Source organism: Vibrio quintilis, from assembly GCF_024529975.1.
GTDB lineage: Bacteria > Pseudomonadota > Gammaproteobacteria > Enterobacterales > Vibrionaceae > Vibrio > Vibrio quintilis.
In genome coordinates, this window is sequence record NZ_AP024898.1 from 1,241,789 (window position 1) to 1,259,797 (window position 18,009).

The following is an 18,009-nucleotide window of genomic DNA, read 5'->3' on the forward strand; positions in this document are numbered from 1 at the left end:
GTAAAACACATTCACCACCGGCAGCAAAGCATTATCCCCCACCTCCGGTCGTCCATAACAGCACCGCGATGATTTGTGGTGTCAGAATTCTCAGACACATAACCAGCGGATAAACCGTTGCATAAGCCAGCGCAGAAGCGCCACTGGTCGGGTGAATCGAATTAGCAAATGCCAGCGCCGGCGGATCAGTCATCGAACCTGCCATCAGGCCACAAATAGTCAGATAATTCAGTTTACCGGATAACCGGGCAAGCAGGCCCACCGTAAGTAACGGCACCAGTGTAATCACCATCCCCAGTCCCATCCAGGTGAGCCCTTCTCCATCCAGAATTGTGGTGAAAAAATTACCGCCGCAACTGATCCCGACAACCGCCAGAAACAACACAATACCGATTTCCCTTAATGCCAGATTGGCACTGGGCGGCATAAACCAGTACAAACGTCCGATACTGCCGATTCTGGCCAAAATAATCGCAACAATTAACGGCCCGCCCGCCAGGCCCAGTTTTAACGGAGCTGGTAAGTGCGGCAGTTGAAAAGGAACAGAGCCAAGCAATACCCCTAAACCAATGCCAATAAACACAGGAAGCATCTGCACATTTTGTAACTGACTGGTTTTGTTGCCGATCATCCGCCCGACGTAGTCAATGTCAGCCTGCTGACCGATAATATACAGAATATCCCCGAACTGAAGCACAGAATCCCGGTTCGCCACCAGCTCAACGCCAGCCCGATTCAGGCGGGAGATGACGACATTATGCTGATGTTTGATATCAAGCTCTCCAAGATGTTTCCCCAACACTTTTTCATGGGTGACAACAATCCGGTCACTCTTGAGAATCGTCCCTTTGGTTGACAAAGATTCCGCCACCTCACTACCGATAATTAACGTTGCCCGGTGCAGTTTCTCCTGATCAGCGCCGACAAAATGCAAATAATCACCAACATTTAAAATCGTCTCAGCTCCGGGTACCTGAAGATTGCCCCGGGTTTTCACCCGTGAGCAGACAATGTCCTCTCCGACCAAAGATACCAGCTCCGGAAACTTCATCCCGTCCATATTGGGATTTTCAATCAGGATATTCACTGACTGCAGATTTTTCACTTTTCCGGCGCTTCTGCTGTCGTACAAATCAGCTTCTTTATCCACGCTGATTTCGAATATAATCCGGATCAGCCACATTGATAGCAGAATCCCTAAAATGCCAAACGGATAAGCCATCGCATAACCCAGCCCCAGCAGATCCGTCTGACGGGTCGCTTCACCTAATTCCTGCAAAACCTGCTGACCCGCAGCCAGTGAAGGCGTATTTGTCACTGCACCGGAAAAAATGCCCAGAATGACATGCAGCGGTAAATCAAACATAAAATAAAGCGACACCGCAGTCAGGCCGCCAAGCAAAACAATACTGAATGCCAGCCCGTTCAGCTTTAACCCGCTACTCTTGAGTGACGCGAAAAAACCTGGCCCGACCTGAATTCCAATCGTGTAAACAAACAGGATCAAGCCAAACTCTTTGATAAAATGCATTGCATGATGATCAAGGTGCCAGCCAAACTGACTGATAAAATGTCCGACAAAAATACCGCCAAACAACACCCCGCCGATCCCCAGACCAACCCCTTTGATTTTCAGCCCGCCCAGCCACAGACCGACCACCGCCACAACAGACAGAACCAGTAAAGAAAGTGCGATTTCACCCATAATTTATTGTCCGTTATCAGAGAGACAGATTAAACACCGGGCAGCATTCAGAATACCGCTGCTTCGATAGCTGACAGGCCCGATACCGATGCAACATGAATGGATTTTTTGGGTATACATATTCATTCAATGCATCATAAGCACCAAGTTTATCGCTTTGAAGAATAATCAGATTTGATGGAGGCGACACAATAAAAGATTAGAAATGTCAGAAATGGAGGAATGTTATAAAGTGTGAGCTCAATATACCCAAACAACCTGAACATGCAGGTTGTTTGGGTATCGCATATCAACAGTCATACCTGACCGGTAAAAAGCGATAATTCCGGGCCCCGGACAATCATAACATCACGACCCGGCATGATATTCCCTCACACTATCCCGGATGACCAGCTCCGGTTCCAGATGCACGACCTGCGGCTCATCCGGCTGATTTTCCAGCCGGTTCAGCAGCGCTTCCACAGCAGCCGTTCCCAGCCGGTATTTCGGCTGATGAATCGTGGTTAAAGACGGCGTCATATACTTCGCGATATAGATATCATCATATCCGATGACCGACAGTTGCTGCGGAATCTGAATTCCCCGGCCTGTGGCCGCATTAATCAGCCCCATCGCCATCATATCATTACAGACAAAGACAGCACTGGGCAAAGTTTTCTGCGCATACAAACGCTGAAAAGCATCATAACCGCCATCGGATTCAAAGTTTGATTCAACAACCCACGCCGGATTCATCTCCAGCCCGGCCTCTTGCATCGCTTGCTGATACCCTTCATAACGCATCTGCGCCTGATTGCGTTTTAACGGCCCGGTGACACAAGCGATCTGCGTATGCCCGGACTGAATCAAATGCTGCGTTGCCAGATAACCACCCAACAACGAATTATCCTGGATTTTATCGCAGGTAAAATGCATCGCCCCCCAGTCCATCACCACTACAGGCACGTCCGGAAAGCGGTCAAACGCATCGATATGTTCTCCGGCAAGTGTCGGACACATCAGAATCAACCCGTCCACCCGTCGCTCCAGCAGCGTGTTAATGGAGGATTGCATACGCTGGTCATCGCCCTCGGTATTACACAGGATAAGATTGTAACCTTTATGAAAACAGCTCCGCTCAACGCCTTTCACCACTTCGCCGAAAAACGGGTTGGTTGAGGTTGTTACCAACATACCGAATGTCCGGGTTCGGTTCATCTTCAGGCTGCGGGCCAGTGCCGAAGGCGTATAATTTAATTCTTTCGCCGCCCGGTTGACCCGGTCGGCAATCTCATCACTGACAAACCGGGTTTTATTGATCACATGGCTGACCGTCGATGTTGAAACCCCGGCAAGTTTTGCAATATCTTTCATCGTCGCCATTGTGATCACTCCCTGATTAATGTTGTGCTAAAAATGTATTGACTTCATCCCGCTGCGGAATAGAAGTCTGGGCACCAAAACGGGTGACAGAAATCGCAGCTGCGGCATGGGCAAACTGAATCGCCGCATTCAGCGTCTGCCCTTCCAGCAATGCAGTAACTAAAGCGCCGTTGAAGGTATCACCCGCTGCAGTCGTATCCGTCGCCTCAACCCGGAACCCGGGAATCAGACGACCTTCACCGGCTTCACTGACCCAAACACCTTTCGCACCTAAAGTGATCAATACGGTCGGTATATGCTTTGCGTGCAGCACTTCAGCCGCCTGTTGTGCGGTCACTTCATCCGTGACGGTAACGCCGGTCAGCACTTCGGCTTCAGTTTCATTAGGCGTAATCATATCAACCCGCGCCAGTAATTCATCAGATAAATGACGGGCCGGTGCCGGGTTCAGAATCACTTTGGTTTGATGCTCTGCCGCATACTGAAGCGCCTGAAAAACACCCTCAACCGGCGTTTCGAGCTGAATCAGTAAATAATCAGCCGCTGCGATCAACGGCCTGTGACCGGCCACAAAATCCGGTGTCACTTTTGCGTTCGCCTCGGCAGAAATACAGATCGAATTCTCTCCGGCATCACTGACCTGAATCATCGCAATGCCTGTAGGACACTCAGGTATCACGCTCACCGCAGCAACATCAATCCCATCCTGCTGAAAACGTTCCCGGATCTGAATACCAAAACTATCATCACCAACGCAGGCAATAAATCCGGTCCCGGCACCCAAACGGGCAGCCGCAACCGCCTGATTAGCACCCTTGCCACCCGGTATCACCTGATAATCACGCCCGTGCAGCGTTTCACCCGGACGGGGAAAAGAAGGAACGCGCAACACATGATCGGCATTCACACTTCCGAGTACGACTAATTTACCCATAATTATTATCCTCAAAATCAATCCAGTCTGAGTCAGATATATGTTTTCAAATCAGAAATCACGACATTGCGGAAAGGTGTCGTAACCCGGAAAAATATAACTCCGGAAAAGATATAGCTGACCCGGCTGTGAAAAATATGCCCCTCACCACAAGGGGCATATGGATTATCATTGTGGAGCAATGACAAACAGGTCAGTCAGAAAGCACCGGGCTTACTGGCTGATCACTTTCAGAGGAACCGGAATGTTTGCAGGTACTTTTTCGCCTTTGAGCATTTTGTCTGCAGTTTCAATACCCAGCGCACCAATCATGTCAGGTTGCTGTGCGATAGTTGCGGCAAGCTGGCCGCGTTTAACCGCTTTTATTCCGTCATCAGTACCATCAAAACCGACGATCATCACTTTTTTACCTGAAGCCTGAACCGCACGGATCGCACCCAGTGCCATTTCATCGTTTTGGGCAAACACTGCCTGTAAATCAGGATGCGCCGCCAACAGGTTCTCCATCACGTTCAGACCTTTTGTCCGGTCAAAGTCTGCAGGCTGGCTGGCCAGTAGTTTGAAGTGGCGGCTTTTGACTGTTTTCATGAAACCAGCACCACGTTCACGGGCAGCAGATGTACCGGCGATTCCTTCAAGCTGAATCACTTTCGCGCCATCACCCAGCTTGTCCGCAATAAAGTTACCTGCCATTTCACCACCAGCCACGTTATCGGAGGCAATATGACTGACCACGTTACCGCGGCTGGCACCCCGGTCCAGTGTGATCACCGGTACTTTTGAACGGTTTGCCATCCGGATGGCATTGGATACCGCATCAGAATCAGTCGGGTTAATCAAAATCGCTTTGACACCACGCACCATTAAATCTTCAACGTTGGATAACTCCTTGCTGGGATCATTTTGTGAATCCAGCACAATCAGATGATATCCGAGGTCTTTTGCCTTTGCTTCAGCGCCATCTTTCATCGTGACAAAAAACGGATTATTGAGAGTGGAGAGTACAATGGCGATAGTTTCCTGAGCCTGAGCGCTCAGTGACACCATCGATGACAGCAATGCCGTAGCAATGAAAGTTGCAATTTTTTTCATATTTGTTGTCCTTTATCTTTGTCCGCAGGGTCAGGGGTCGCGAGGTTGCGAACCCTGCACGTTCACGATGACTTTTTATTTATCATTCAATTACTTGTTTTTATTATCCACCAGCACTGCCAGCAAAATAACCACTGCTTTTGCAATCATCTGGTAGTAGGAAGAAACATCCAGCAGGTTCAGCGCATTATTCAGAAACCCGATAATCAGCGCCCCGACCAGTGTTCCCATGATGCGGCCTTTACCGCCCATCAGACTGGTTCCACCCAGTACCACAGCGGCGATCGCATCAAGTTCATATCCCATCCCGGCGGTTGGCTGGGCTGAGGAAAGTCTTGAAGTAACAATAATGCCGGCCAGCGCAGACAACAGCCCGCAAATGGCATAGACACCAACTTTAACCTTGTCGACATTAATCCCGGACAGACGGGTGGCAGACTCATTGCCGCCCAGCGCATAAACATAGCGGCCAAAACGGGTGTGATTGAGCAGATACCACGCCAGTCCGAAGACCAAAGCCATCAGCCAGACCGGCACAGGTACACCAAACAGATAACCGGTTCCGAACCAGGCAAACGCATCCGCCACATCGGTAAAACCAGTCGAAATCGGCCGTCCTTCAGTGTAAACCATGGTCACACCCCGTAATAACGTCATCGTCACCAGGGTGGCAATAAATGCCTGCACCTTCCCTTTGGCTATGATAGCGCCGCTCAGTCCGCCAAGCAGCAGCCCGGCAATCAGGGTAGCAGGCACCGCAACCAGTACCGGCAGTTCAAGCGCAATCATACTGGCAGCCAGTGCACCACACAGCGCCAGCACCGATCCGACACTCAAATCAATCCCGGCGGTCAGAATGACCAGCGTCATCCCGACAGCGATAATCGCATTCACAGACGTTTGCCGTAAAATATTCAGCAGATTATCGACCGTGAAAAAATGTGGATTTAAAAACGACACAACGACAATCAAAAAAAGCAAAGCAATCAGAGATTTTTGTTCAATCAGCCACGCTTTACTGAACCATTTTTTTTCAGACATAACTGGTTTATCCATAGATTTCGTGTTCATGCTGCCTCCCCGTGAGTCTGCTTGCCGACTGCACAAGCCAGCAGGTTTTCCTGATTCGCATCTTTGGCGTCAAATGTTCCGCTAATGCGTCCTTCATGCATCACCAGAATGCGATCACTCATCCCGAGGACCTCAGGCATTTCAGAAGACACCAGAATAATGCTCATGCCTTCTGACTTAAATTTGTTAATTAACTGATAGATTTCTTTCTTGGCACCGACATCAACCCCGCGGGTCGGTTCATCCAGAATCAGCACTTTAGGCCGGGTCATTAATCCTTTCGCAATCGCCACTTTCTGCTGATTCCCACCCGATAAATTACCGATAATCTGTTCTTTGGTTGGTGTCTTAATATTGAACAGGCGGATGAAGTCTTCCACGGCGGTTTTTTCATCCTGATGGCGGATTTGCCAGCCTTGAGAAAGCTGATTCAAAGCACACAAAGACATATTTTCTTTCACAGAAAGCCCGAGTACTAAACCATCACCTTTACGATCTTCTGAAATGTAAGCAATACCGTTCGCCAGACCGTCCTGTGGACTAACCGGATTAATCGTTTTACCTTCCAGATTAATCACGCCTTTTTCACTGGGCAGCGCACCATAAATCACCTTCATCAGTTCAGTCCGGCCTGCGCCCATCAGCCCGGAAACACCGAGAATCTCGCCTTTGTGCAGCTGAAAGCTGACATCCCGGACACCCGAACCAGTCAAACCGATCACTTCCAGGCTGATTTCACCGGCAGTCACATCAACCCGCGGATACTGCTCATCCAGTTTCCGGCCGACCATCATTTCAATCAGCTGATCTTCATCCAGTTCAGAGACCATTTTCTGGCCGATAAATTTGCCGTCACGTAACACGGTCACATCATCACAAACCTCAAAGATCTCTTTCAGGCGATGTGAAATATACACAATCCCGCAACCTTGTGAGCGCAACTCACGAATCACACTGAATAAAGACTCAGTTTCCGTATCCGTCAAGGCGTCAGTTGGCTCATCCATGATGATGACCTTTGAATCAAACGAGAGTGCTTTGGCAATTTCTACCATCTGCTGCTCACCCAGACTGAGATCACCCAGCAGTGTTTTGGAACTGTGACGCACATTCAAACGCTTTAGCAACTTATCAGCGTCAGCGTACATCTGCGGCCACAGAATCCGCCCGAATGCGTTGGTTCTCTCCCGCCCGAGAAAGATATTCTCAGCGATTGTCAGCTCAGGAATCAGATTTAACTCCTGATGAATAATCGATATACCGGCTTCCTGAGAGTCTTTCGGTCCTTTAAAGTCAGTGACTTCACCCTGATATGTAATCTCACCGGCGTCTTTGGTGTAAATCCCGGTCAACACCTTCATTAAGGTCGATTTACCTGCGCCGTTTTCTCCCATCAGTGCCATCACCCGTCCCGGATAAACACTTAAACCGGCCTGATCAAGTGCCTTGACTCCCGGAAAAGCTTTGTCAATCTGATGTAGCGCTAAAATGGGCTGTGTCATGACTTCACCTCAACCATTGTCTGACTATGCTAAAAAACCACATATGCTAAAAAACCACACCAACCTGAAAAATTACATTGGCGTAAGGCGTGCATTCACCGGTGCGGACAATCGCCCGGCTCTGACGGGTACGGCCTTTGAATGCTTCATGGGGAATGTACGCTGTCTCTACCGGCTGACCGGTTTTCTGTGATTCTTCATCCAGTACTGCCAGCAACGCCTGATGCAGTTCAGGACTTTTCTCTGTAAATTCCTGAGCCATCAGCACCCCTTCAATTTTTAATTCAGACAGCATCGCTCTGACTGTCTCGATAAATCCCGGTACGCCGGGTGTCAGCGCCATATCAATACGCTGGCAGGTTTCCGGCACCGGCAAACCGGCATCACAAATGGTGATTTCATCCGTGTGTCCCAGCATAGCCACCAGATGAGATAATTCTGAATTCAGCAGACTGCTCTTTTTCATATCATTTCCTCAGCCTTCTATTTTTGTCTTGTTGCGAAACACCCTGAAGTGACCAAAAAATAACCATCGAAACGTTTCGATGAAAATATATATTGAATAAAAGTAAAAAAAAGTCACCCGAATCGGGTTTGTGAAGCGGATCGTGCAGAAAAAACCAAACGGGAGTAAAATCTTGAACAAGATCACTAACAAAGCAATCAATAGAAAAGCATCAGATTGCATCTGTTTTCACCGGGATCTATACCCAAGCAACCTGAAGATGCAGGGTTCAGGTTGCTTGGGTATATCACCGTATACAAGCGCACTGGTTAAACTTTATTCAACCGTAAACAGATAAGGCGAAAATACTGTCAGGCCTTGTATTTGCGACAATAAAACAACGTAAAGTTAAGTAAATCTCCCGGCAGAACGGCTTAGAGTCCGTGCTTTAAATCGTCCTTCATACATATCAAACCAATACCAGCTCCGACCCTTGCTGTATCAGCACTTACCGATATCTCAACTAACCAGCATTATTCCCGTTTTTACCAAAAAATTAAGCTCACCTGACAAATCGTTATATTCCATAGCCGCTCTGTCTGACTTTTCATCCTGATTCCCTTGTGGCAAATTGGTTCCAAAACAAAACAAACGGACCTCGGGCTTTCCCGTATCTGGCAGAATGATGACCGGCCGGGAAGCAATATCCGTTCAGTATGGTTGAATAAAAATGTTATCGAAACGCACCCTGTTTTTCCTGCTTCTGCTGATATGCGCTGCGGGCGGAATTTACTATCAATGGTTCCGCAGCGAACCTGCTCCTCAATATGCCACTGAACCGGTCAAACGAGGACACATTGAAAATATTGTTCTGGCGAATGGTATGTTACAGGCTTCAAAACTGGTCAGTGTCGGGGCACAGGCATCCGGCCAGATCGTGAACCTGCCGGTGAAGCTCGGTGAGTCGATCAAAAAAGGCCAGCTCATCGCCCAGATAGACAGCCTGACCCAACAGAACAGCCTCAAAAAAGCACAGGCTTCTCTGGATAGTCTGAACGCTCAGGCCAGAGCCAAAGAAGCGCAAATCCAGCAGGCACAACAGGAGTTCGATCGCCAGAAAGCAATGCTGGCCGATCACGCCAGTTCCAAAGCCGACTATGAAACCGCAGAATCAAACTTAAAGGTCTACAAAGCGCAGCTTGATCAACTGCATGCCGAAATCCAGCAGGCCAAAGTCTCGGTCGATTCCGCGAAAGTCGATCTGGGTTACACGCAAATCTCAGCACCGATGGATGGCACAGTTGTTTACACAGCGGTGGAAACCGGCCAGACAGTCAATGCCAACCAAAGCACACCAACCATCATTGAAATGGCAAAACTGGATGTGATGACAGTCAAAGCAGAAATCTCTGAAGCCGATGTGATTCATGTCAAACCCGGCCAGCCAGTTTATTTCACGATTCTGGGTCAGCCCAATCACCGTTATCAGGCCAGGTTAAGAGCCATCGAGCCCGGCCCGACTTCAATGGATGGCGACGACAGTGACATGACATCCAATGATTCTGAAGCCATTTATTACAACGGATTATTCGATGTCGATAACCCGGATGGCACCCTGAGAATCGGCATGACGGCTCAGGTTTCAATTGTTCTGGATCAATCGGATGATGCACTGCTGGTGCCGGCACAGGTTCTGCAGGAAATGCCGGGAAGGAAGAACAGCCGCTATCAGGTGCCCGTGCTTGAAAACGGACAGGTTGTTTACCGTCCGGTCAAAACCGGCATTAACAATAAAGTAAATGCTGAGATTATCAGCGGCCTGAAAGAAGGTGATCAGATTATTCTGGGTATGCCGACAGGGGATACATTCACCAGCCGCCGGTTCCGCCGTCCGCCGCCAATGGGGATGTAACCGATATGGCAGAAACGATTCTTGAATTGAAAGGGGTTTCCCGCTCTTTTCCGGCCGGCGATGAAGAACTGACCGTGCTCAAACAGGTCGATCTGCGGATCGAGCAGGGAGAAATGGTCGCGATTGTCGGCGCATCCGGCTCAGGTAAATCCACACTGATGAATATTCTTGGCTGTCTGGATAAGCCGTCTGAAGGCGCCTACACCATTCACGGTCAGGACACTTCAACCATGGAAGTGGATGAGCTGGCCCGGCTGCGGCGGGAGCATTTCGGTTTTATCTTCCAGCGCTACCATCTGCTGGGCGATTTAACCGCTGTCGGCAATGTCGAAGTCCCCGCCGTCTATGCCGGCAAAGATCGTAAAACAAGACAACAACGCGCCAGTGAACTGCTCTCCCGCCTGGGGCTGGAAGACAGGTTAGATCATAAACCCAACCAGCTCAGTGGCGGTCAGCAGCAACGGGTCAGTGTCGCCCGGGCATTGATGAACGGTGGTGAAGTCATTCTGGCCGATGAACCGACCGGCGCACTCGACAGCCACAGCGGTGAAGCGATGATGGCTTTATTGCAGGAGCTGCATCATGACGGTCATACTATTGTTATCGTCACGCATGACATGCATGTTGCCGAATTCACCGACCGGATCATCGAAATCAAAGACGGTGAAATCATTGCTGACAAACGCAACAAGGCAACCAGTGAGATGAATCACCTGCCCTCAGCAGCCCCGGCACCAAAACGCCGCATCAGTTGGGATCGATATACCGAAGCGTTCAAAATGGCCTTACTGGCAATGTCCAGCCACCGGCTGAGAACATTTCTGACCATGCTCGGGATTATTATCGGCATTGCTTCCGTGGTTTCTGTGGTTGCACTGGGGACAGGCTCCCAACAGGCGATTTTGAAAAATATTTCCTCAATGGGAACCAATACGATTGATATTATGCCCGGAACCGGCTTCGGTGACCGGCGTTCCGGCCGGGTCAGAACCCTGAAAGCCACCGACGGCGAAGCATTGAAGCATCTTCCCTTTGTCGATAGTGTCACGCCCTCTATCAGCACAAGTGTGACGATTCGTTATGTGAATCAGGCGGTCAGTGCCAGCGTTGAAGGCGTTGGTCCGGAATACTTCCGGGTCCGGGGTTATCAGCTGGCAGCCGGACAATTCTGGGATCAGGAGAGTGTTACGTCTCTGGCACAGGAAGCGGTGATCGATAACAACACTAAAAAAGAGATGTTTGCCGATGAAAACCCGCTCGGCAAAGTGATTTTCCTTGACAACTTACCGGTCAGAATTATCGGCGTCACCAAACCTTCCGAACGGGCATTCGGTAACAGTGATGCCCTGAAAATCTGGATTCCATATACCACAGTCGCGGGACGTATGGTGGGTCAGACCTATCTGAACCGGCTGACGGTGAGGCTCAATGATGATGCACCGAGCAGCGCCGCGGAACAGGCAATTATTTCGCTGTTGAAAATGCGCCACGGCACCCAGGATTTCTTTACCATTAACACGGATACCATCCGGCAAAACATTGAAAAAACCACCGCAACGATGACGATGCTCATCTCAGCCATTGCGGTGATTTCTCTGGTCGTCGGCGGGATTGGCGTGATGAATATTATGTTGGTTTCAGTGACCGAACGAACCAAAGAGATCGGGGTTCGCATGGCGGTCGGCGCCCGGCAAAATGACATTCTCCGTCAGTTTATGATTGAAGCGATTTTAGTCTGTTTGTGTGGCGGGGTTTGCGGGATTGCGTTGTCGTATGCCATCGGCATCGTATTCTCATCTTTCGGCAGTAATTTTCAGATGGTCTATTCAGTCACTTCGATTGTGGCCGCGTTTTTATGCTCAACACTGATTGGCGTTCTGTTCGGCTTCCTGCCAGCCAGAAATGCCGCCCAGCTTGATCCGGTTGAAGCCCTGGCAAGAGAATAAGGAAACCGAATGTTCACAGTAAAATTAAAATCTCCGGCTCTTGGCATCGCCATCAGTGCCATTCTGTTGTCCGGCTGTAGTTCCCTGACACAGACAACATTCGTACCGCCTGAAGTCGATATCCCGGCCAGCTGGCAGACGACGGTGGTGAACACACAGGTCAGTCTGGATCCGTGGTGGAAACGATTTGATGATCCGCAGTTAAATCATCTGATCCATCAGGCACTGCAGACCAATAATGATCTGGCACTGGCAACACTGACCTTAAAAAAAGCCCGGCTGAAAGCCGGCTTATCGGCCACAGATCGCTATCCGTCGGTCAGTTCAACCACTGCGGCGAACAAATCCACCCTGCTGGATTCCGGTTCAACCAGTTCTGATTATTCGACCTCGCTCTCTCTCAGTTATGAACTTGACCTGTGGGGACATGTGTCATCCACCGTCGATGCCGCTCAATGGAGCGCCGTCGCCAGTGCCGCAGACCGGGAAAGCACTGCGCAAACGCTGGTTTCAACCACCGCTTCCCTGTACTGGAAAATCGGCTACCTGAAAGACCGTATTGCCCTGAGCGATAAAAGTATTGGTTACGCCCGGCAAACACTGGATCTGACCCGGCGTCAGTTTAAAAGTGGCTCGGTTTCTGAGTTAGACGTCTTTGAATCGAAACGCAGTCTGGCGGGGCAGCAAGCGACCCGCAGCCAGCTGGTGCAACAATTAAGAGAGTCAGAAAACGCGATGGCGGTGCTGCTCAACCATGCACCGTCCACCCCGGAGAATATGATCACGACGCTACCGGAGACAGCGTTGCCAGAGATTGCAGCCGGTGCACCGGCTGAACTGCTGATACGCAGACCGGATGTCAAAGCGTCCTTGTATCAGCTGAAAGCAGCACTGGCGACCAGCGACGCCACGTTCGCCTCTTATCTGCCCACGTTAACTCTGACAGGTTCTGTCGGGGATTCCTCTTCCCGGTTAAGGGACTTACTGCAGAATCCCGTCGGCACGCTGGGCGCAAGCTTAGTACTACCGTTTCTGCAATGGAACACGATGAAGATCAATCAGAAAATCGCTGAAGTTGATTACCAGACCGCGGTGATCAATTACCGCAAAACCTTATATTCAGCCTTTGAAGATGTCGACAATGCATTATCGGCCCGGCAGCAGTATCAGTATCAGGGTGAAAAGCTCAAAGCGCAGTATGATGCCGCCACCGCCGCTGAACGTATTTACGCCAGTAAATACCGTCACGGCGCTGTCAGCATTCAAAACTGGCTGGATTCACAGGAAACCCAGCGCAGCGCACAGGAATCACTGCTGGAAAACCGCTACAACCAGCTGAATGTTCAGGCAACCATTTATCAGGCACTGGGCGGCAGCGATGTAGCTCCCCCGGTGACTGACGACAAATAACGATTGGATACCGGCCTGCTGGCCGGTATTTATGTAAAAATCTCCAGATTCACTGAATCAGGATCAAAAATTTTGATTTTACAGGATATTGCGGATTTTCACCTGCTGACAGCTCAGAAAACAGATGAACTTTCACATGCATCTCTTGCAACTAAAACGATTTCCGAAACTTTGATTCAAGGTATTGAACACTTCTCAACAGATGAGTTGATTTCATCGGGATAACCAGAGATTCAAACTTGTTATACCAAAATAACCTGAAGATGCAGGTTACCTGGGTATATCAATCACAAACTGGCTCTCCGGGGGTAATTTCTTCATAAAATTGCGTCAGGAAATCTTGCATAAATTGAACACGTTTTGAGGCTATTTCTTTTGCAGCACCAGTGTTCATTTTTTGTTCCAGTCGCAATAGTTTTTTATAAAAATGGTCCACAATATACTTTTTATCATCTAATACTCTTTGGTTAACCATTGGGTTGGGATCCTGCGGATGACAAATATAAGACGCAAATTTTCCACCAACAATAAAGCACCTTGCGATTCCCGTAGCACCCAAGGCATCGAGCCGGTCAGCATCCTGTAATATTGCAGCTTCTATTGATTTGGCTTCTATTTGGGCTGAATAACTGTGTGCTTCAATTACATGTGCTAACTGGTCAATTTTTGTATCCGGGAACTCAGGTATGTCATGCATCAGCTGCCGTGCATAATCAGCAGCATATTTCGAAGCTTGTGCGTTTTCATCACTATTCTTAGGAAAACTGATAATATCATGTAAATAAGCGGCAGAAATAAGTATGTCTATATCAGCCTCAGGATAAGATTTAGCAATTATTTTACAATTACTGACAACCCGATCAATATGCATCATATCATGTGATGGATCACCCTTTTTCATTAGTTCTGAGGCCAATGTTCTTAATTTTTCTTCAAATGTTTTATTCATAAAAATGTCTCCAGATAAATTTCAGACAGAAATATTTCATCATTATCAGTAAGTTCATTAATTTTATTTAACTCATAATCAGCTTTGACTACTTTCTGAGCAGCGCAAACAATTGCCCCTTGGACAATATGAGCAAAATAGCCAATTTCTCCACCATCAATGAAATTGACAGCATTACCTTTATTACAAAAATAAAGGTTGCTATTATTATTACTAATATAAAATTTTTCTTTAGCCAGCTTAAATTCATTAAAATCTATATCAAACTCATCATCTGCTGATGTCACAGAGAAAAAATAACAAACTCTATCAAATTCTTTTAAATCATTTTCTGATATTGATTTATTACCTGTCGCACAAAAAATAACATCAAAATGATTAAATTTACTTCTGTTTTTTATTATATTTAAATTTAAACATGTTGCATGAACTAACTTGCGGGGGTCTCTGTCATAAACTGTCACATGATAGCCATAACGTTGTAAATATTGAGCAATACTTTTACCTATCTTTCCAAATCCTATCACCAGTATTTGCTTTCCATTAAAGGTCTTGCCTAACGCCCGGAACTGCTTTTCAGCCGAAAAAAGTATAGCGACACCAACCCACCAGTCCTCAGTTTCTTTTGGGAAACTCCTTGCTATAGAAAACAAGGGAATATCTATAGTTGACAGATCCTTACTTTCATATTTCTGTTGCCCGTTTTCTGTGTCCTCAACAATACCAATCACATTTTTTACAATGTCATTGTTATCGAAAATAGATGAGAAATAGCCACCGATATCTAATATAATACACTTATCGCCGTTTGAAAAACTCTCAAACTTTTCCAGTAACTTATCTTTTGTTGAATAACTGAATCTATTCAATATTTCAAAATCGTATTCATTAACATCCAGATATTCTATTATTTCTCTGTCAATAGATTTTGGCTTTATCAGCACCTTATTAAGGGTATTGTATTTTGATAAAATAGAAACAAATGGAATCAAACTATTAATAGCATGGCAAACAATGACTATATTGTTATTTTTGAAATTTATATAATTGATCAACTTGTCAAAAAAACACTCCTCTGAAATATATTTATTATAGTGACTCACACTGCCAGTCTCATTATTATACCCAATAGATTTATACCTGCTTACTTTATTAGAATCCATACCCAACCTTATATCACGGTTAAACCCGGACTCATTATAATATAATCAAACAGTTAATTATACATTTGAAAAATTCATCATTTATCTGTATAAATAGGAAATTAAACTTTAATTTAAATTGATAAATATGTTTTTAATTTATATAAAAAATCAATTAAACCCCATATTTTAGTATAAAAATAACAGTGAATAATAAAAAACGATTAAAGACATGATGCACTATACCAAAACACCCTGAATATTAGTTTGTCATGGTATAAACCGAAGGGCAAACGACTTATTCCACCAGAACCTCCCCGTTGCTGGTGCTGTTATTTTCATTGTTGTTTCAGCACGAATATTTTTCCGGCACCAAATCACCGCCATACTGGCTATGCCCAAGCAACCTGAAGATGCAGGTTGTTTGGGTATATCTCTGAAATCAGTTCTGATAAATCAGGGCCGCTACTCCCGGCCCTGAAACGACAGACGACTACGCCAGTTCTGAATAAGCCGGCTCAGAAACGGGCTGTCCGTTTTGTTGCCGGAGCCGCTCAAATATTTCGTAAGAAATCTGATAGTTACGCCGTCGGGCAATTTTTTGAGAAAGGAATAACTGAGGTAATTCAAAACAGCACAGAAAGATGACAATGGCAGCCCCGGTGCGATACCAGTCAACGACAAAAAACATCAACATCGCCGTCATCGTCAGCAAAATATCCATCGCAAACAGTTTATATCGCCCCAGATATAAGTGATGGAATCCGCCGATGAACACATAATTCAGCACCGCATAAGTATCCGGATCTTTAATCTGGTCCGCCTGTTCACGGAAAAAAGCTTTCCTGACGGCTTCAGAGGATGCATTCACCTGCTGCCGGAGCTGTTCTTCCCTCGCTTCCAGAACATGAAGGGGTTCAAATAACTTCATTAAGGCACCTCATCGTGGATTTTTTCTGTCAGATCAGGCTGATTACAACGCCTGATTCGGGCCAGCCCCAGACGCCAGCCTTTACATGCACCATATTTTTCAATGCACTGCCGGGTATACTCTGAACAACTGGGCTCAAAATTACATTCTGTATTGAACAGCTTTTTTGAGCCGCCCTGACGCTGGTAAAAACCGATCAGTTTTAATGACAGAATTCTGAACATCAGCGGCCCAGCGTAATAATCAGGGCTTCACGTCGCCAGAATAAAAGAAAACGTTTTTGTTCAATCACCTGAAACACCACCTGCCAGCCATCCTGCGCATGACGGTTAAGTTCCGCTTCTAATCTCTGTAGCGGAATACCACTGGAACCCAGCAGGATAGTCCCGCAGCCACCTTCAACAATATGAACAATTTTATATTCTTTAAACTGAGACATGAAATCACCAAATCCATATTTTTAATAAGAAAAACAAAAAATTAGCGATGAGATATTACCCAACAATGATATATGCATCAATACCTGTGACGGATTTGAACCGAATATCAGAGATATCGCCGGATAAAGTCTTCCACAATATCCAGAATGTTCTGCTGCCAGAAAGGCTCTCCGCCATGATCTGCCCCTTTAAGCTGATAGCAGTACACTTCTTTGTCATGTTGTTTCAATGCTTCATAGAGTAGTACACTCTGGCCAAACGGCACAATCCGGTCTTTGCTGCCGTGAAAGATCAGAACCGGCGGTATCCCGTGAGCATCAGCTAAATAGTTCATCGGCACAGTTGGCCGGACAAGCTCCGGATGATCGGCCGGGCGCACACCACCAATCAGCAGTCCTTCCGGCGCATCGGGGCCGGTATGGTCAAGCACGGAAGGTTCATTCGCCATTTTGGCAATATCTGCCGGGCCGTAATAATCAATCACACCACGCAATTGAATTGGCGGATATAGCGAAGTATCATCGCCCGCGGCACATTCATCCAGCACCTCATTTTCCTGAGAAACGGCGACCATCACTGCGGTATGACCACCGGAGGAATCTCCCCACAGAAAAACCTGCTGCGGGTCGGCATGATAATCAGCAGCATGTTGCATCATATAACGGATCGCAGTTTTGGTATCAATCACCTGAGCCGGAAAAGGCGCAACAGTTGAAGGACGGTATTCAACCACCGCAATCACAAATCCACGCTGCGCAAACCGGGACAATTGTGCAACCTGCGAACCGGTGTCCTGCGCCAGCCAGGCCGAACCCTGAACATAGAGAATCAGCGGATAGGTCTTCCCTTCTTCTATCGTTTGCTTGGGTTCAATAATATGCAGATGTAATGGCCCACTGTCACGTGTCGTATATGGCACACTAAAGTGAACCCGGCAACACTTCTCATCATAACCGGCCGGCAGGATCTGAATCCCTTCGGCAAAGACATGACTCTCAGGAAAGGTTTCGCTTTCAAAAGATGACTCAATCATATCTGACAATGAATGTTGCTCAGGTTGTTTTTTAATCATTGGTTTCTCCTTTCTGTGCTGTCAGATCACAGACCCGGCTGAAGCCTTCTCCGGTAAGGCCGGAGCGATAAATACAAGGTTTGCAGGGAGGCTGTG

Annotated in this window: 17 protein-coding genes; 4 read left to right on the forward strand and 13 right to left on the reverse strand. The window is 47.3% G+C overall.

Annotation, left to right across the window (positions count from 1 at the left end; translation table 11 throughout):
• Positions 1–31: 31 nt before the first annotated feature.
• The 7 genes from OC443_RS24070 to rbsD all read right to left on the reverse strand — a co-directional run bounded on the left by OC443_RS24070 (position 32) and on the right by rbsD (position 8,132).
• Positions 32–1,705 (reverse strand): putative transporter, encoded by a 1,674-nt coding sequence (locus OC443_RS24070; RefSeq protein WP_073584199.1) that lies wholly within the window; start codon positions 1,703–1,705, stop codon positions 32–34.
• Between the two features lie 348 nt (positions 1,706–2,053).
• Positions 2,054–3,067 (reverse strand): substrate-binding domain-containing protein, encoded by a 1,014-nt coding sequence (locus OC443_RS24075; RefSeq protein WP_073584201.1) that lies wholly within the window; start codon positions 3,065–3,067, stop codon positions 2,054–2,056.
• A gap of 16 nt (positions 3,068–3,083) precedes the next feature.
• Positions 3,084–4,001 carry a ribokinase gene (gene rbsK, locus OC443_RS24080; RefSeq protein ID WP_073584203.1) on the reverse strand — a complete coding sequence of 306 codons (918 nt, stop codon included), beginning with the start codon at positions 3,999–4,001 and terminating at the stop codon, positions 3,084–3,086.
• A gap of 213 nt (positions 4,002–4,214) precedes the next feature.
• Positions 4,215–5,093, reverse strand: coding sequence for a ribose ABC transporter substrate-binding protein RbsB (gene rbsB / locus OC443_RS24085; RefSeq protein ID WP_073584205.1), 879 nt, complete (start codon positions 5,091–5,093; stop codon positions 4,215–4,217).
• Between the two features lie 90 nt (positions 5,094–5,183).
• Entirely contained in the window at positions 5,184–6,164 is a 981-nt protein-coding gene (gene rbsC / locus OC443_RS24090) for a ribose ABC transporter permease (protein WP_073584207.1), read from the reverse strand.
• Positions 6,161–7,666 carry a ribose ABC transporter ATP-binding protein RbsA gene (gene rbsA, locus OC443_RS24095; protein ID WP_073584209.1) on the reverse strand — a complete coding sequence of 502 codons (1,506 nt, stop codon included), beginning with the start codon at positions 7,664–7,666 and terminating at the stop codon, positions 6,161–6,163. Before rbsA ends, rbsC begins: the two co-directional genes overlap by 4 nt.
• Before the next feature lie 46 nt (positions 7,667–7,712).
• Positions 7,713–8,132 carry a D-ribose pyranase gene (rbsD, locus tag OC443_RS24100; RefSeq protein ID WP_073584211.1) on the reverse strand — a complete coding sequence of 140 codons (420 nt, stop codon included), beginning with the start codon at positions 8,130–8,132 and terminating at the stop codon, positions 7,713–7,715.
• A 709-nt stretch (positions 8,133–8,841) separates the two neighbouring features.
• Here rbsD and OC443_RS24105 point away from each other — a divergent pair.
• The 4 genes from OC443_RS24105 (at position 8,842) to OC443_RS24120 (ending at position 13,604) form a co-directional block, all read left to right on the forward strand.
• Positions 8,842–10,023, forward strand: coding sequence for an efflux RND transporter periplasmic adaptor subunit (locus tag OC443_RS24105; protein WP_073584215.1), 1,182 nt, complete (start codon positions 8,842–8,844; stop codon positions 10,021–10,023).
• A 5-nt stretch (positions 10,024–10,028) separates the two neighbouring features.
• On the forward strand, positions 10,029–11,969 hold the full coding sequence (locus OC443_RS24110; protein WP_073584217.1) for a MacB family efflux pump subunit: 1,941 nt from the start codon (positions 10,029–10,031) through the stop codon (positions 11,967–11,969).
• Between the two features lie 9 nt (positions 11,970–11,978).
• The gene (locus OC443_RS24115) at positions 11,979–13,379 is read left to right on the forward strand and encodes an efflux transporter outer membrane subunit (RefSeq protein WP_073584219.1); all 1,401 of its coding nucleotides are present in this window, start codon (positions 11,979–11,981) and stop codon (positions 13,377–13,379) included.
• Between the two features lie 72 nt (positions 13,380–13,451).
• Complete coding sequence (locus OC443_RS24120) at positions 13,452–13,604, forward strand: hypothetical protein (protein WP_159440345.1); 153 nt, start codon at positions 13,452–13,454, stop codon at positions 13,602–13,604.
• 58 nt (positions 13,605–13,662) lie between these two features.
• On the opposite strand, the gene OC443_RS24125 is transcribed toward OC443_RS24120, so the two are convergent.
• From OC443_RS24125 to OC443_RS24150, 6 genes are all read right to left on the reverse strand, one after another.
• On the reverse strand, positions 13,663–14,328 hold the full coding sequence (locus tag OC443_RS24125; RefSeq protein WP_073584221.1) for an HD domain-containing protein: 666 nt from the start codon (positions 14,326–14,328) through the stop codon (positions 13,663–13,665).
• Positions 14,325–15,491: an NAD(P)-dependent oxidoreductase gene (locus tag OC443_RS24130; RefSeq protein ID WP_073584223.1), complete on the reverse strand. Its 1,167-nt coding sequence runs from the start codon at positions 15,489–15,491 to the stop codon at positions 14,325–14,327. Before OC443_RS24130 ends, OC443_RS24125 begins: the two co-directional genes overlap by 4 nt.
• Before the next feature lie 472 nt (positions 15,492–15,963).
• Positions 15,964–16,401: a hypothetical protein gene (locus OC443_RS24135; protein ID WP_073584225.1), complete on the reverse strand. Its 438-nt coding sequence runs from the start codon at positions 16,399–16,401 to the stop codon at positions 15,964–15,966.
• On the reverse strand, positions 16,401–16,625 hold the full coding sequence (yidD, locus tag OC443_RS24140) for a membrane protein insertion efficiency factor YidD (RefSeq protein ID WP_073584227.1): 225 nt from the start codon (positions 16,623–16,625) through the stop codon (positions 16,401–16,403). The genes OC443_RS24135 and yidD overlap by 1 nt, the downstream gene beginning before the upstream one ends.
• On the reverse strand, positions 16,625–16,840 hold the full coding sequence (locus OC443_RS24145) for a DUF4177 domain-containing protein (RefSeq protein ID WP_073584229.1): 216 nt from the start codon (positions 16,838–16,840) through the stop codon (positions 16,625–16,627). Before OC443_RS24145 ends, yidD begins: the two co-directional genes overlap by 1 nt.
• A 107-nt stretch (positions 16,841–16,947) precedes the next feature.
• Positions 16,948–17,913, reverse strand: a complete 966-nt coding sequence (locus OC443_RS24150; protein ID WP_083601665.1) for an alpha/beta hydrolase — start codon at positions 17,911–17,913, stop codon at positions 16,948–16,950.
• Positions 17,914–18,009 lie beyond the last annotated feature (96 nt).

What these genes read in the sequence shown, in the direction of transcription:
- OC443_RS24070 (WP_073584199.1), bottom strand. Translation starts at nt 1,705, where the DNA reads ATGGGTGAAATCGCACTTTCTTTACTGGTTCTGTCTGTTGTGGCGGTG.
- OC443_RS24075 (WP_073584201.1), bottom strand. Translation starts at nt 3,067, where the DNA reads ATGGCGACGATGAAAGATATTGCAAAACTTGCCGGGGTTTCAACATCG.
- rbsK (WP_073584203.1), bottom strand. Translation starts at nt 4,001, where the DNA reads ATGGGTAAATTAGTCGTACTCGGAAGTGTGAATGCCGATCATGTGTTG.
- rbsB (WP_073584205.1), bottom strand. Translation starts at nt 5,093, where the DNA reads ATGAAAAAAATTGCAACTTTCATTGCTACGGCATTGCTGTCATCGATG.
- rbsC (WP_073584207.1), bottom strand. Translation starts at nt 6,164, where the DNA reads ATGAACACGAAATCTATGGATAAACCAGTTATGTCTGAAAAAAAATGG.
- rbsA (WP_073584209.1), bottom strand. Translation starts at nt 7,666, where the DNA reads ATGACACAGCCCATTTTAGCGCTACATCAGATTGACAAAGCTTTTCCG.
- rbsD (WP_073584211.1), bottom strand. Translation starts at nt 8,132, where the DNA reads ATGAAAAAGAGCAGTCTGCTGAATTCAGAATTATCTCATCTGGTGGCT.
- OC443_RS24105 (WP_073584215.1), top strand. Translation starts at nt 8,842, where the DNA reads ATGTTATCGAAACGCACCCTGTTTTTCCTGCTTCTGCTGATATGCGCT.
- OC443_RS24110 (WP_073584217.1), top strand. Translation starts at nt 10,029, where the DNA reads ATGGCAGAAACGATTCTTGAATTGAAAGGGGTTTCCCGCTCTTTTCCG.
- OC443_RS24115 (WP_073584219.1), top strand. Translation starts at nt 11,979, where the DNA reads ATGTTCACAGTAAAATTAAAATCTCCGGCTCTTGGCATCGCCATCAGT.
- OC443_RS24125 (WP_073584221.1), bottom strand. Translation starts at nt 14,328, where the DNA reads ATGAATAAAACATTTGAAGAAAAATTAAGAACATTGGCCTCAGAACTA.
- OC443_RS24130 (WP_073584223.1), bottom strand. Translation starts at nt 15,491, where the DNA reads ATGGATTCTAATAAAGTAAGCAGGTATAAATCTATTGGGTATAATAAT.
- OC443_RS24135 (WP_073584225.1), bottom strand. Translation starts at nt 16,401, where the DNA reads ATGAAGTTATTTGAACCCCTTCATGTTCTGGAAGCGAGGGAAGAACAG.
- yidD (WP_073584227.1), bottom strand. Translation starts at nt 16,625, where the DNA reads ATGTTCAGAATTCTGTCATTAAAACTGATCGGTTTTTACCAGCGTCAG.
- OC443_RS24145 (WP_073584229.1), bottom strand. Translation starts at nt 16,840, where the DNA reads ATGTCTCAGTTTAAAGAATATAAAATTGTTCATATTGTTGAAGGTGGC.
- OC443_RS24150 (WP_083601665.1), bottom strand. Translation starts at nt 17,913, where the DNA reads ATGATTAAAAAACAACCTGAGCAACATTCATTGTCAGATATGATTGAG.